General features: G+C 71.5%; 12 protein-coding genes. 8 read left to right on the top strand and 4 right to left on the bottom strand.

Features of this window, described 5'->3' with window-relative positions:
* Window positions 1-38: 38 nt before the first annotated feature.
* The 4 genes from KXC43_RS39435 (at window position 39) to KXC43_RS39420 (ending at window position 4,561) form a co-directional block, all read left to right on the top strand.
* Window positions 39-635, top strand: coding sequence for a MerR family transcriptional regulator (locus KXC43_RS39435; protein ID WP_221381349.1), 597 nt, complete (start codon window positions 39-41; stop codon window positions 633-635).
* Entirely contained in the window at window positions 632-3,076 is a 2,445-nt protein-coding gene (locus tag KXC43_RS39430; RefSeq protein WP_221381348.1) for a VIT domain-containing protein, read from the top strand. Before KXC43_RS39435 ends, KXC43_RS39430 begins: the two co-directional genes overlap by 4 nt.
* A gap of 172 nt (window positions 3,077-3,248) precedes the next feature.
* Entirely contained in the window at window positions 3,249-3,656 is a 408-nt protein-coding gene (locus KXC43_RS39425; RefSeq protein WP_221381347.1) for an NADH dehydrogenase [ubiquinone] 1 beta subcomplex subunit 11, read from the top strand.
* Window positions 3,657-3,718: 62 nt separating this feature from the next.
* A complete protein-coding gene (locus KXC43_RS39420) occupies window positions 3,719-4,561 on the top strand; it encodes an alpha/beta fold hydrolase (protein WP_221381346.1) in 843 nt (280 codons plus the stop codon).
* Between the two features lie 50 nt (window positions 4,562-4,611).
* On the opposite strand, the gene KXC43_RS39415 is transcribed toward KXC43_RS39420, so the two are convergent.
* On the bottom strand, window positions 4,612-5,502 hold the full coding sequence (locus tag KXC43_RS39415) for a LysR family transcriptional regulator (RefSeq protein ID WP_221381345.1): 891 nt from the start codon (window positions 5,500-5,502) through the stop codon (window positions 4,612-4,614).
* A gap of 137 nt (window positions 5,503-5,639) precedes the next feature.
* Here KXC43_RS39415 and KXC43_RS39410 point away from each other — a divergent pair, with 137 nt between their 5' ends.
* Window positions 5,640-6,386, top strand: a complete 747-nt coding sequence (locus tag KXC43_RS39410) for an SDR family NAD(P)-dependent oxidoreductase (RefSeq protein ID WP_221381344.1) — start codon at window positions 5,640-5,642, stop codon at window positions 6,384-6,386.
* A gap of 92 nt (window positions 6,387-6,478) precedes the next feature.
* On the opposite strand, the gene KXC43_RS39405 is transcribed toward KXC43_RS39410, so the two are convergent.
* Entirely contained in the window at window positions 6,479-8,266 is a 1,788-nt protein-coding gene (locus tag KXC43_RS39405) for an alpha/beta hydrolase (protein ID WP_221381343.1), read from the bottom strand.
* A 267-nt stretch (window positions 8,267-8,533) separates the two neighbouring features.
* On the opposite strand from KXC43_RS39405, the gene KXC43_RS52960 reads away from it, so the two are divergent.
* The gene (locus tag KXC43_RS52960; RefSeq protein WP_221381342.1) at window positions 8,534-9,547 is read left to right on the top strand and encodes a ricin-type beta-trefoil lectin domain protein; all 1,014 of its coding nucleotides are present in this window, start codon (window positions 8,534-8,536) and stop codon (window positions 9,545-9,547) included.
* A gap of 24 nt (window positions 9,548-9,571) precedes the next feature.
* On the opposite strand, the gene KXC43_RS39395 is transcribed toward KXC43_RS52960, so the two are convergent.
* Window positions 9,572-11,242: an FAD-binding dehydrogenase gene (locus KXC43_RS39395; protein ID WP_221381341.1), complete on the bottom strand. Its 1,671-nt coding sequence runs from the start codon at window positions 11,240-11,242 to the stop codon at window positions 9,572-9,574.
* Window positions 11,243-11,798: 556 nt separating this feature from the next.
* Entirely contained in the window at window positions 11,799-12,677 is an 879-nt protein-coding gene (locus KXC43_RS52955) for a TetR family transcriptional regulator (protein ID WP_308129470.1), read from the bottom strand.
* On the opposite strand from KXC43_RS52955, the gene KXC43_RS52950 reads away from it, so the two are divergent.
* Window positions 12,576-12,794, top strand: coding sequence for a hypothetical protein (locus tag KXC43_RS52950; protein ID WP_308129471.1), 219 nt, complete (start codon window positions 12,576-12,578; stop codon window positions 12,792-12,794). The two genes, KXC43_RS52955 and KXC43_RS52950, sit on opposite strands and share 102 nt — an antisense overlap.
* 87 nt (window positions 12,795-12,881) lie before the next feature.
* Window positions 12,882-13,763: an SDR family oxidoreductase gene (locus KXC43_RS39380; protein ID WP_221381340.1), complete on the top strand. Its 882-nt coding sequence runs from the start codon at window positions 12,882-12,884 to the stop codon at window positions 13,761-13,763.
* Window positions 13,764-13,864: the final 101 nt, after the last annotated feature.

Genomic DNA, 13,864 nt, shown 5'->3' with positions numbered 1-13,864 from the left:
ATTGACAGTGTCACCGTGACAGTGTCACAGTGGTCGGCATGTGGACGCTCGACGAGTTGGTGGAACGGGTGCGCGAGGCTCTCGAGGCCGAATACCCCGGCGCACCGAACGGACGCGTCCGCGATCTGCCCGATCGCCGCGCCATCCGGTGGTATTCGACGATCGGCCTGGTCGACCGGCCACTCGGCATGCGCGGCCGCTCCGCGCTCTACGGTCCCCGCCATCTGGAACAGCTCGTCGCCATCAAACGCCGCCAGGCCGAAGGGCTCACCCTCGCCCAGATCCAGGCCGAGCTCGTCGGCCTGTCCCCGTCCGCGCTCACCGACATCGCGCACGTCCCACCCGGCCTGCTGGTCATGGTCGACGACGAGGCTCCGCCCGACCACTCCCCCCGCCCGCGCTTCTGGGCCTCCCCACCGGTCCCCACCGCGCCGCCGGCCCCACCGCCGACCACGCCCGCGGCGCAACCGTTCACCGGCCTCCCGCTCGGCGGTGGCGTCCTGCTGCTCGTTCCCCGCGCCCTCACCGAGGCCGACCGCGACGCCGTCGCCGAGGCCGCCGCACCCCTGCTCGACCTACTCGCCGCCCGAGGCCTGCTCGTCGCCGAAGGCTCGATCGATGGGAGTCCGTCATGACCCTCTCCGTCACCTCGATGGATCCCGGGGAGATCAGCCGCATCAAGATCCTGCCCGACTCCGGCTTCGGCATGCTGCGCACCGACCGCGGGGCGCTGCCGCTCGACCGCCTCGACGTGCGGGCCCGCATCAGCGGTCTGGTCGCGCACACGGTTCTGCAGACCGATTTCGTCAACGTGCACGACATCGCGCTCGAGGCCACGTACGTCTTCCCGCTGCCCGACCGCGCCGCTGTCACGGGCATGACCATGACGGCCGACGAGCGCACGATCACCGCCGAGCTGCAGGAACGCGGTCAGGCCCGCGAGGCGTACGACCAGGCGATCAAGGCCGGTCAGCGCGCCTCCATCGCCGAGGAGGAGCGGCCCGACGTCTTCACGATGCGGGCCGGCAACATCCTGCCCGGCGAGCGCGTGACCATCGAGCTCAGCCTGGTCGGCCCGCTGCCCTTCGAGGACGGCGAGGCCACCTTCCGGTTCCCACTGGTCGTGGCCCCGCGCTACATCCCGGGCACGCCCCTGAGCGGCCCGGCGGTGGGCGACGGCTGGGCTCCCGACACCGACGCCGTGCCCGACGCCTCGCGCATCACGCCGCCGGTGCTGCTGCCCGGCTTCCCCAACCCGCTGCGGCTCAGCATCGCCGTCGAGATCGACCCGGCCGGGCTCGAGCTGGGCGAGGTGCGCTCCAGCCTCCACACCGTCATCGACCGCGACGGCGTGCTGACGATCAGCGCCGACGAGCGGGCCAACCGCGACTTCGTGCTCCGGCTGCCCTACGCCGGCGGCGGCCAGACCGCGATCGCCGTGCCCGACGAGTCCGCCGAGCAGCCCGAGGGCGTCTACCAACTGGTCGTGCTGCCGCCGGCCGAGTCCGCCGCCCCGCGCCCGAAAGACGTCGTCCTGCTGCTCGACCGCTCGGGCAGCATGGGCGGCTGGAAAATGGTGGCCGCCCGCCGGGCCGCGGCCCGCGTCGTCGACACGCTGACCGCCGCCGACCGTTTCGCCGTGCTCACCTTCGACCACCAGGTCGACCGTCCCGACGACGTGCCGCCCGGCCTGGCCGAGGCCACCGACCGGCACCGTTTCCGCGCCGTCGAACACCTGGCCCGGGCCACCGCCCGCGGCGGCACCGAACTGCTCGCTCCGCTCTCCGAAGGGCTGGGGCTGCTGCGCGCGAGCGAGGGCCGCGACCGGGTGCTGGTGCTCGTCACCGACGGCCAGGTCGGCAACGAGGATCAGATCGTCCACGACGTCACCCCGCTGATCGGCACGACCCGCATCCACACGATCGGCATCGACCGAGCGGTCAACGCGGGCTTCCTGGGGCGGCTCGCCGCCCTGGGCGCCGGCCGGGCCGAGTTGGTCGAGAGCGAGGACCGTCTCGACGAGGCGATGGAACACATCCACCGCCGCATCGGCGCGCCGGTCGTCACCGGCCTCCGGATCACGGCGTCCGGCGTGCGCCTCGTCGACGACGACCGGTCGCCCGCCCGCCTGCCCGGCCTCTACCCCGGCGTCCCGCTGGTGGTGAGCGGCCGCTACACCGGCCGGCCCGCGGGCGAACTCGTCGTCACCGGCCGCACCCGCGACGACCGCGAGTTCCGCACGTCGGTGACCGTCCAGCAGCGCAGCGAACCCGCCGTCCCGGCCCAGTGGGCGCGGGCGCGCCTCCGCGACCTCGAAGACGCGTACGCCGCCGGCGATCGCAGCCTCGAGGATCGCATCGTGGCGACGTCCCTGCGCTACGGCGTCCTGTGCCGCTTCACCGCCTACGTCGCGGTCGACAGCCGAGTCGTCACCGAGGGCGGCGAGACCCGCCGCGTGACCCAGCCCGTCGAACTCCCCGACGGCTGGGAGGCGCCCGGCGCCGTCGCGCCAGCGATGATGCGCCTGGCCGCAGCGGCGTCTCCGGCCCCGCCCCCGCTGCCGAGCGGCCCGCCCAGCTTCGCACCGGCCTCGGCCGACGAAAGCCTCGCCGCCGGCGGCTTCGCCGGTGCTCCCGCCCCCGCGTCCGGCTACGTCAACCGCGTCGGCACCCCCCGTTCCCGCCGCCCCGGCATCGCGGCGACCCCCGCCTTCCGCACAGGCAAAGCCATGGCCGCCAACGCGCTGTCCCTCGACGACGTGCGCGCCCTGGCCGCAACCGAGGCCCAGCGCCTGCGCGACGCCACCGCCCAGCCCGAGTGGCAACAGCGCGAACTCCTCGACGACCTGGCCAGCCGCCTGCACGTCCTGATCGGCGCCCAGACCGACCCCGCCTACACCCCCCTGCAAGAGCTGGTGACCAGTCTCCGCTCCGACGCCCCCGCGACCGAGCGGTGGGCAACAGCGCTCAAAGTCCTGACCTCCTTCGCGGGCACCACCGACACCGCGTCCTCGTCCACCGAAACCCCCGGCTCGCCCCCGTCCTCCCCCGACCGAAAGTCCTTCTGGAAACGCTGACCCCGCTCACCCCGTCGGTGGCCGGGCGCGGGCTGTCGTCGCGGGGATGCGATGTGCACGGGGCCGTGGGTAGCGTGGAAGCGGGCGGCCCGGTCGTCGACCACCAGGTCCGGCCGGTGTGATCATGTGTCAGCTCTTCCAGCCGACTCTGTCGCACTCGAAGGATCTGTAGATGACGCCAGCCAGCAACACCGAATCGATGGTCGATGGCCGCTTTGCCCGCACCGCCGTTCTTGCCCTCGTGTCCAGCGGCTTCGGATCGACTGTCTTCGAGAACGTCGATGACGCGCTGCTGTCCGCGCCGTTCTTCGTGTTGATGACGCTGGCGACCGCCGCCCTGGCTCATGAGGTTCGTACTCAGGCTCGCCGTCGTGGCGCGGACGGCGCGGCGCGCTGGGAGGGCACCGACACGGCGATCGTCGGGGTCCTGATCGGGCTGGCCGCGGTCAGCTCGGTCGCTCTGGCGGTGCGATCGTTCACCGCGCCGGAGCAGTCAGCGGGGCTGGGTTTCGCCGTCCTGTTCGTGGTGCTGGCCGGTCTCTTCGGATGGAATCGGAGGGCGACGTCGCAGGAGGCTTGAGCGTTCCCGAGGCGAGCATTGTGGGGCGACGCGCGCGGGGCGGATCGTGGCACGATGCCGCTGTGCCGACCTTCAGCTCGTACGACGGAACGACGCTCGCCTACCACGTCGAGGGCTCCGGGCCCGTGCTCGTCTGCCAGCCCGGTGGGCCCGGTCGCGCCGGCGTCTACCTCGGTGACCTCGGCGGGCTGACCCGGTCGTACACGGTGATCCGGCTGGACAGCCGAGGCACCGGCGACTCCGCGGCGCCGGCGGATCCGGCCACGTACCGGATGGACGCGCTGGTGCGAGACCTGGAGGCGTTGCGCGCTCATCTCGGGTTGGAGACGATGACGCTGCTGGGCCACTCGGCCGGCGCCAATGTGGTCACGCTCTATGCCGCCGAGCATCCGGGCCGGGTCGAGCGCCTGATCTTGCTCACCGGTCTCGTCCGCGCGGCCGGTCTCACGCCCATCGGGATGGAGGAGGCCTACGAGGCCCGCTCCGCCGAGCCCTGGTACGACGCGGCGGTCGCGGCCTGGACCGCGTGGGACGCGCTGCCCGAGGACGCGAGCGAGGCGGAGACCCACCCGCTCGAGTTGGCGTGGGCGCCGTTCGCGTACGGCCGGTGGGACGCCGCAGCCGCCGCGCATGCCGCTGCCGGGCTGAACGAGTTCGCGGCCGCCGCCCGGGACGGGTTCTTCGCGGGGTACACCCCGGATCGGGACGTGATCACGGCGAAGCTGGCCGCGCTGGCCGCGCCGGTGCTGATCATCGCGGGTGAACTCGACGCGTCGCCGACCCCGGCCGCAGCCGCCGAGGCGGCGAAGCTGTTCCCGTCGGCGACCGTGGTGACGATCGCCGGCAGCGGGCACTTCCCGTGGCTCGACAATCCGGTCGAGCTGGCGGCGGCGCTGGCGCGATAGGTTCAACCGCCCCGGAGTGACGAGCCCGCTGCGGCCGCCGACCGCTCGCCTCACCGGCTAAGGGCTGATTCCAGGTGCGATATCAGCCGGGCAAGGTCGCGGCGCCGGGAGTCCGCTGCCCAGACCGCCCAGGTTCGGCGAATCAGCGGTGTCCCGATCAGTGGGGCCCAGATGATCCCTTCGGGCAGCGGCTGAGTCCATTGCTGTGGGGCGAAGGCGAACGCCCGCCCCGAACTGACCGCGGCGAACTTGACCTCAGGTATCAGCGATTCGCCGGCTGCCGTGGCCGGTCCCGGATCCAAGCCGTGGCTGCGGAGTACGGCGGCGATTTCGTCGTACCAGGCCGGGCTGCCGTCGCGGGGAAAACCCACCCAGTCGAGGCCGGCGAGGGCGGCCAGACGCACGCCGTCCGGCCCACTGGGTTGCGACGCGGAAAGAAGAACACCCAGCGGTTCCTCGACCACCTCGATCGCGTCGAGCTCCCGATCCGGCGGCCGGCTGCGTAGCAGCCCGAGGTCGAGGTCGCCGTCGCGTAACGCGTCCAGCTGTGCCGCCGACGCCAGGTGGCGCACCGCCGTCCGGGTGCGGGGGTCCGATTCTGCCAGGGCCTTCAAGGCATGCGGCAACAGCGAGGGCGGAAACTCCAGGGGTACGCCGATCCGCAACAACGAGTCCCCGGCCGCCGCGAATCGCCCGACCGCCACCAGGGCCTGGTCGTAGCGGGCGAGCACCGCGCGGGCCTCAGCGGCCAGCACCGTGCCGGCCTCGGTCAGCAGCACTCCGGTGCTGCTGCGGACCAGCAGCTCGGCGCCGATCTGCTGCTCCAACGCGGCCACCGTCTGCGACACCGACGGCTGACTCACCCGCAGGCGGCGGGCAGCCGCCGACACGCTGCGCTCGGCTGCGACCGCGAGGAAGACCCGCAACTCCCGAAGTTCCACTCGTCCATCGCATCACGCCGCGTGTGATGACCGGCGATAAGGCACGCTTATCGCGGCCGGGATGCCGGTGAACCGGGCCTTCGCTTACAGCTTCCGGAACCCCGCTCGGGGTCCGGGACAGAAAAGGTGAGCGATACATGGCAACCGAACTCTCCGGCCGGACGGCCCTCATCACCGGCGGTAACAGCGGAATCGGACGGGCGACGGCCGACGCGCTGGCCGCTCTGGGCGCCACGGTGGTGCTGGCCGGACGCGACGCCGCCCGCGGCGAGCAGGCGGCACGGCGAATCGAGGAGGCCGGCGGGACTGCGTACTTCCTCTCGGCCGACCTGCACGACGAAGCTTCGGCACGGGCGCTGGCGGTCCGGGCGACCGGCGTGACCGGACAGATCGACATCCTGGTCAACAGCGCCGGAATCTTCCCGTTCGGCCCGACCGAGAAGACCACCGAGGACGCTTTCGACGATGTCTTCGCGGTCAATGTGAAGGCGCCGTACTTCCTGGTCGCCGAGCTCGCCCCGGCGATGGCCGCCCGCGGGCACGGCGCGATCATCAACGTCACCACGATGGTCGCCGAGTTCGGGGCGTCCGGCATGGGGCTGTACGGCGCGAGCAAGGCCGCGCTGGTGCTTCTCACCAAGTCGTGGGCGGCCGAGTTCGGGCCCAGCGGCGTACGGGTGAACGCTGTCAGCCCCGGCCCGACCCGTACCGAAGGCACCGCCGCCATGGGCGAGGCCCTCGACCAGCTCGCGGCGGCCGGACCGGCCGGGCGCCCCGGTAGCGCCGAGGAGATCGGGGCGGCGATCGCCTTCCTGGCCGGCGACGCGGCGTCCTTCATCCACGGCGCGATCCTCCCGGCCGACGGCGGCCGAATCGCCGTCTGAAAAGCCTCGTACCGACCGAGATGGACCACAACCAACCGAAGCCCCGCTCGCCGCTGCCTGCGCGGGGAGCGGGGCTTCGGGTCAGGCGTCGGTCAGCGGACGGGTGGCAGGTGCTTCGGGGTGTTCTCGGCGGGGAGGCCGTGGGCGGCGATCTCGGCGGGGGTGGCGGTGTTCAGGTCGAAGGTGTCCTCGGCCAGTTCGTCCGGCTCCTCGCTGAGGACGGTGCGGAAGGGTTGGGCGGTTCCTACGCATGTCGTGCCCTCGGCGGGCAGAGTGCGGGCCAGCAGGTAACGGTCCATGGCGGTGGTCACGCACGGGGACGTGCCGTACGCGGTGTGGCCCCAGTTGGTGCTGGACAGAAGGCGGCTGTTCGGCAGGAGCTTGGACGACGACACCGCGTCGGCGTAGTTCGTAGCCGGGTCCCAGTAGTTGCCGACGACCAGGACCGGGTTCTTGGTCTTGCGGGTGAACGGGCCGGTGTAGGCGTCCTCGTCGCGGACGGTCCACGTGGTGCGGGCGCACGACGCACTCGACCAGGCCCAGGCACGACCGAAGTACGGGGCTCGCTTGTCGGCCTTGGCGCCCGCCTTGACCCAGGCAGCGCCGGTGGCGGGGTGGCGGCCGTCGGTGCACAGCACTGCCGCGTAGGCGTCGAACGAATTGTCGTACGGGAAGGCGCGGCCGGCCAGACGCCGGTGAGCGCGAGCGACGGTTGCCTCGGCGGCGGTCACTTCCGCCGTGGCCGGCTTCGCGCCGGGGGTGGTCAGGCGCCACACTGCGGCGGCCAGTGCGGTCACGTCGGCGCCGGCCTCCACGTCGTAGAGCGAGCTGAGCACCATGCTGACGAACATCGCGTAGGTGATCTTCTCGCCCTCCACCGACAGGGGCTCGGCCTTCAGGCGGGTGGCGATCACGCGGAAACGGCGGATCGCCTGGCCGGAGAACTCGCACCTGGTGGCGCCGGCGACGTTGCAGCGGCGGAGGATCTCGTGCAGGGCCTTCCAGGCGCCGTCGGCCGAGCGGAGCCGGTCGTCCTGGACGGCGTTGCTCTTCTTGCCGACCCAGGCCACCGGGTTGATCACGCCGTCGACGGCGATCGCGCGGAAGCGGTCGGGGAACATGTTCGCGTAGTACTGCCCGAGCGCGGTGCCGTAGCTGAAGCCCAGGTAGCTCAGCTTGCTGTCGCCCACGGCGCGGCGCATGACGTCCATGTCGCGCGCGACCTCGGCGGTCGACATGGAGCCGGCCAGGTCACGCCCGGTGGTCGAACAGGCGCGGCCCTGCGCGGCTGCGGCCTTGAGGAAGGCTTTCTCTTCCTTCACCCCGTACGGGAAACCGGTGTTCAGCCTGGCCAGCACCGGCTGCTGGCGGCCGGCGTCGCCGAAACACGCGACGGGATCGCTGAAACCGATACCCCGCGGGTCCATGCCGACGATGTCGAAGCGCTCGAGCAGCGGGTCGCTCAGGAAGTAGGGGGCGGCGAGCGCCATCGCGACGCCCGAGCCGCCGGGGCCGCCCGGATTCACGAACAGGCTGCCGATCTTGCGTTTCTGGTCGCGCGCCTTGACCCGCAGCAGGGCGACAGTCACCTTCGTGCCGTCCGGGCGGTCGTAGTCGAGCGGGACCTTCGCAGTCGCGCACTGCGCCCATGAATAGCACGAGTACCAGCGCAGTTCCGGCGTGGCCACCGAGTCGACGCGGCGGCGCTCGACCGAACTGGTGCGCGCGTACGCGCCGGCGGCAGTCAGTTCGCCGGAGGGCGAGGCGGCTGGTGAGACCGCGGCTGCGAGGCTGGGCACGACGAGCGCTCCGGCCATCATCAGACCCGTGACACCGGCTGCGAGCAGACGAGAAGTGCGAGGTGGGGAGGGCAACGGCATGGGAACCTCTACTGGTCGCCGGTGCCTGAGTCGCGCCCGGATGATCAAGACGGTAGGTTCACGCGAGATCATCTCGGTTCTCTGCTGTGGAGCATGAAGGTTGCCGCACGATCGACTGTCGCCAAGCCGACGGAAGCTGGGCGTTCCCTGCCTGATCGGCCACAACGGGCGGAAAGTCGGATCTTCGGGAGGCGGCGAGATCGTGATCTCCGCGGGTAGCTTGGACCGCCGATCGTCTCTTGGCAGCTCGATGGCGGCGGGTGAATTGTGACGACGGACGGCGACCACGGCGACGAGCGGGATCCCCTGCTCGTGCGGCCCTTCGTGCTGCGCGATCCCGGCGCGCTCGACGACGACTCGGCCCAGACCTGGCCTGCGGCTAACCCTTCTGCCGTACGGGACCAGCAGGCCCCCGACAACGCCGAGGCGCCCACCGCGATCCTGCACCTGCCGTTCCGCCGCAAGCACGCCGCCGCGACGACCCCGGCCCGCAGCAACCGCCGCCGGCTGGTCGTCCTGGCCGGCACGGCCGCGCTGGTCGTGCTCGGGGCCGCAGCCGCCGGCTATGCGGCGCTGCGCGACGACGTACGCCCGGCAGTGACCACCGGCCTGCCCGGTGGGCCGCTCCCGGCGGCAACCGCCCCGCTACCGACGAGCGCCGCCGGCTCGCCGGTCCCCGGCACGTCCGTTCCGGCGGCCGGCCGCCCCGGCGCGGGCACCCGGACCGGAAGCCCCACCGGGCCCACGACCTCCCCTACCGGCAGCCCTTCGACGCCGGCCACCACCGCAACGAGCATCCCGTCCGGCAGCCCGACCGCCGGTGAGCCGATCTCCCTGGTCCCCGCTCCCACCGGCGACCAGACCACCACCTCGCCCAAGGCGCCCCAGGGTGTCGCTCCCGAGCGACCGTCGAGCGACCGCGTGGGCGTGATCCGTGGCCAGAACGGCCTGTGCCTCGACCTGAACGGCGCGATCGCCGTCGACGGCAACCACATCCAGGTCTACGACTGCAACAACACGGTGGCCCAGACGTGGACGCTGGCCACCGACGGCACCCTGCGGGTCCAGGGCAAGTGCGCCCTGGCCGTGGGCGACAACACCGTCGAGATCGTCAGCTGCGACGGCCGCACCCCCGCCCAGTGGCGGATCTCCAACCAACGCCTGATCAACGTCGCCACCAGCACCTGCCTGACCGACCCCTCAGCCGGCCGCCGCTCCGGCACCGGCGTCACGGTCAGCACCTGCACAGGCTCGGCGAGCCAACGCTGGTCCCTCCCCTGAGCCGTCGACCTGTGCTGCCGGGCGTCAGAGGGTCTGGGACAGGTGGCGGCCCGCGGCACGGCCGCTGAAGAGGCAACCACCGAGGAAGGTGCCCTCCAAGGCGTTGTAGCCGTGCACACCGCCGCCACCGAATCCGGCCACCTCGCCCGCTGCGTACAGGCCGGGGATGGGAGAGCCGTCGGCCGCGAGAGCTCGCGAGTCCAGGTCGGTCTGGATCCCGCCCAGGGTCTTGCGGGTCAGGATGTGCAGCTTGACGCCGATCAGGGGGCCGGCGGTGGGGTCGAGGATCCGGTGGGGCGCCGCTGTCCGGCCGATGCGGTCGCCCAGGTAGCGGCGGGAGTTGTGGATTCCCTGGATCTGAGCGTCCTTGGCGTACGGGTGGCCGATCTGGCGGTCCCGTGACTCGATCTGCGTGCGCAGGTGGGCCGCGTCCAGCAGAGGCTCATCGGTCAGCTTGTTCATGCCGGCCACCAGGTCGTCCAGCGTGGAGGCGACCACGAAGTCGGCGCCCTTGCGCTTGAAGGCCTCCACCGGGGCGGGAGCTCCCTTGCCCAGGATGCGTTCGCGGAGGAACGCCCTCTTGTCGTTCGCGGTGATGTCGGGGTTCTGCTCCGAGCCGGAGAGAGCGAACTCCTTCTCGATGATCTTCTGGGTGAGGATGAACCAACTGTGGTCGTACCGGGCGATGTCCGGGGTCGTGCGCAGGTGGCGCAGCGTGCTCATCGTGTCGTAGCCGGGGAAGCAGGGTGCGGGCAGCCGCCGGCCCAGCGCGTCGAACCACATCGACGACGGCGCGGGCAGGATGCGGATGCCGTGGGCCGGCCAGATCGGATCCCAGTTCTGGATGCCCTCGGTGTAGTGCCACATGCGGTCGCGGTTGACCAGCCGCGCACCGGCGTCGGCCGAGATCTGAAGCAGGCGGCCGTCGACGTACGCGGGCACGCCGGTGATCATGTGCCGAGGGGCCGTGCCCAGACTTTCGGGCCAGTACTTTCGTACCAGGTCGTGGTTTCCGCCGATACCGCCCGAGGCCACCACGACCGCCTGCGCCGTCAGCGAGAAGTCGCCGGTGGTCTCGCGGCTGGACGGCTCGCCGCGTGCCCCGTCCGAGGGCGCCAGGACCTTTCCGCGTACGCCGGTGACCGCGCCGTTCTCGACCACGAGCTCATCGACCCGGTGGCGGTAGCGGAACGTCACCAGCCCGCGAGCCGCCGCATCCTGGACCGACCGCACGAACGGCGCGACCACCCCGGTCCCGGTCCCCCACGTGACGTGGAAGCGGGGCACCGAGTTGCCGTGCCCGTCCGCCCGCAGGCTGCCACGTTCGGCCCAGCCCACGGTCGGCAGCCACGACATGCCGAGCGACGACAGCCAGGCCCGCTTCTCACCGGCGGCGAACTCGACATACGCCCGCGCCCAGCGCGACCCCCAGGAGTCCTGATCATCAAGCCGATCGAAGGCGGCGCTGCCCTGCCAGTCGCTCCAGGCGAGGTCGACCGAGTCGGCCACACGCATGCGGCGCTGTTCGGGCGTGTCGACGAGGAAGAGGCCGCCGAAGGACCAGAACGCCTGGCCGCCCAGGTTGGCCTCGTTCTCCTGATCGACCAGGATCACCCGCTTGCCGGCCGTGGTGAGCTCGTGGGCGGCGGCCAACCCGGCCAGACCGGCTCCGACAACGATGACGTCTGCGTCCATGGCCCGGCAATGTACCGGAAATCCTGAGGAAGTTTCAGCTTCTCACCGACGCGGTCAGCGCCAAGGCCGGCGGCGGTAGGCGCCACCGCCGGCGGCGGCGGCAGCGGTCGGCCTGGTCATGGGCACGCTCAACGTGGTGGGCGCGGCCGATCGGCGGTCGGCGCGGCCGACATGCTGGCATGGTCGGTCGGCGCAGTCGGTCGGCGCGGCCGACATGGTGAGTGTGGTAGGTCGGCGCGGCCAGGCGGGGCGGCCAGGCGGCGAGGCCGGTGAACGCAGCGCGCAACCGATGAGCGCAGCCCGGCCGGCATGGTAGGCGCGGCCGGTGATCGCAGCGCGCAACCGATGAGCACAGCTGGCCGGCGTAGTGCGAGCAGCCGGCGGGCGACCGGGCGGCCTCGTAGATGGGCGTGGCCGGTCGAGCGCCCTGGTCGGCGCGATCATTGGCACGGCCGGCGTGGTCGGCACACAGGCGCGGTCGGCACTGCCGCTTAGGTTGTAGCCGGTGCGCTCGGCGCAACCGATGTGGTTAGCGCAATATCTGGATCGGCACTGCCTATGCGGTCGGCAACATGGCGCGCAGGCCGGCAAAGGCTTCGCGGACGTGATCAACCAGGGGTTGGTTGTCCGTGCCGGATACCCAGCGGGTGAAGGCGACCTTGAATGCGGCCACCCCGGCCTCGGCGGCGAGCGCGGCAGCCAGGTCGTCGACCCCTCGGCTGCGCAGCGTGTCGGTCAGGGCGGCGGCGACGCGGTCGAGCTTGGCCAGCTCGCGTTCCTGCAGGGGTGGATTGGCGTCGATCACCCGCTGGCGCTGCCGCGAGTATTCGACCGGCGGAAAATAGTCAGCGGCGGCCGCCTCGAACGCCATAGCCACCGGTGCCAGTGCAGACGGCCACACAGGGTGAACCGAGAAAGCTACCCCCGGGGACACGACCACAGAGTCAGGGCCCGGCGACTCGACCGCAGACATAGCGCCGCCAGGCCGAACGGCCCCCGACGCGGAGCCTCGAAACACAGCGTCTCCCGACGCAGGGCCACCAGATACAGAGTCTCCCAACGCAGCGCCGCCAGATACAGCATCCCTGGACGCAGCGCCGCCAGATACAGCATCCCTGGACGCAGCGCCGCCAGATACAGAGCCTCCCAACGCAGCACCCTCAGGCACAGCATCCCTGGACGCACCGTCCGTCGACGCAGCCCCGCCAGGCGACGTGCCGCCGGACACAGCGCTGCCAGGCACAGCATCAGCGGGCGAATTGGCGGCGGGCTCAGCCGCTGCCGGAGCGGTTGGGAGCAGGGATGACGTGGCCACTGACTCGACGAGCATTTCGTGCAGGCGTTCGGAGCCGGCGAAGAGGACCTCGCGCTTGTCGGTGAAGTGGCGGAAGAACGTGCGCTCGGTGAGGCCGGCACGTTCGGCGATCTCGGCCACCGTCGTCTGGTCGAAGCCTCGCTCGGCGTACAGGTCCATGGCCGCCTGGCGGAGGCGGGACTGCGCGTTCGGCTCCCAGCGACCCATGCTCCCATCGTAGGCGAAGACAGTTCCTGACATCACTCGGCTAACTTGATGACAGCGGCTGACATCAGCGTGCTAGGTTCATGACAGCGACTGACATCAAGCGAAAGAAGGCCTGTCATGCGCATATTCGTCACCGGCGCTTCCGGGTGGATCGGCTCTGCCGTCGTTCCGGAACTACTGAAGAACGGCCACGAGGTCATCGGCCTGGCCCGCTCGGACGACTCGGCCCGGCGCGTCGCCGCGGCGGGGGCCCAGGTTCTGCGGGGCGACCTCGACACGCTCGACGTCCTGCAGGAGGGCGCACGTAACAGCGACGCCGTCATCCATCTGGCCTTCGTGCACGACTTCGGCGCGTTCGACGAGTCGCTGCGCAAGGACCGCGCTGCCATCGACGCGATCGGTGACGCCCTGGCGGGCAGCGGGCGGCCGTTCGCGATCGCCTCGGGCACGCTCGGCCTGGTTCCGGGGCGCGTTGCCACCGAGCGCGACATCGCCGACCCGGCCACCGCCCACCCGCGTCAGCAGTCGGCCGCTGCCGCTCTGGCTCTGGCCGACCGGCAGGTGAAGCCGATCGTCGTGCGCCTGGCCCCGACCGTGCACGGCGAGGGCGATCAGGGCTTCGTCCCCGCCCTGATCAAGTTCGCCCGCGAGCGCGGCTCGGCCGGCTACATCGGCGCCGGGGAGAACCGCTGGACGGCTGTGCACCGGGACGACGCGGCCACCCTGTTCCGGCTGGCCGTCGAGCAGGCGACGGCCGAACCGGTGATCCTGCACGCCGTGGCCGAGGAGGCCGTCACCGGGCGCGAGATCGCCGAGGCGATCGGACGCGGCCTGGGTGTGCCCGCGGCGCCGGCCACCCCGGAGGACCTGGGCTGGATCGGGCCGATGTTCGCGTCCGACAGCCCGGCCTCGAACGCGCTGACCCGCGAACGCCTGGGGTGGAGGCCCGTCGGTCCGACGCTGATCGACGATCTCGCGGTCGGTCACTACTTCAAGTAAGCCGTAAAAGAAATCCTTAAGAGACACTTAAGTCGGTCGATATCTTCTTGACCAGGATCTCCCGGGGTGGGAACTGTTAACTACCTTTCCGGTTCCCCATC

This window comes from Paractinoplanes polyasparticus, assembly GCF_019710575.1.
In the GTDB taxonomy this organism is placed as follows: Bacteria; Actinomycetota; Actinomycetes; order Mycobacteriales; family Micromonosporaceae; genus Actinoplanes; species Actinoplanes polyasparticus.
This window is presented reverse-complemented; position numbering and strand designations above follow the sequence as displayed.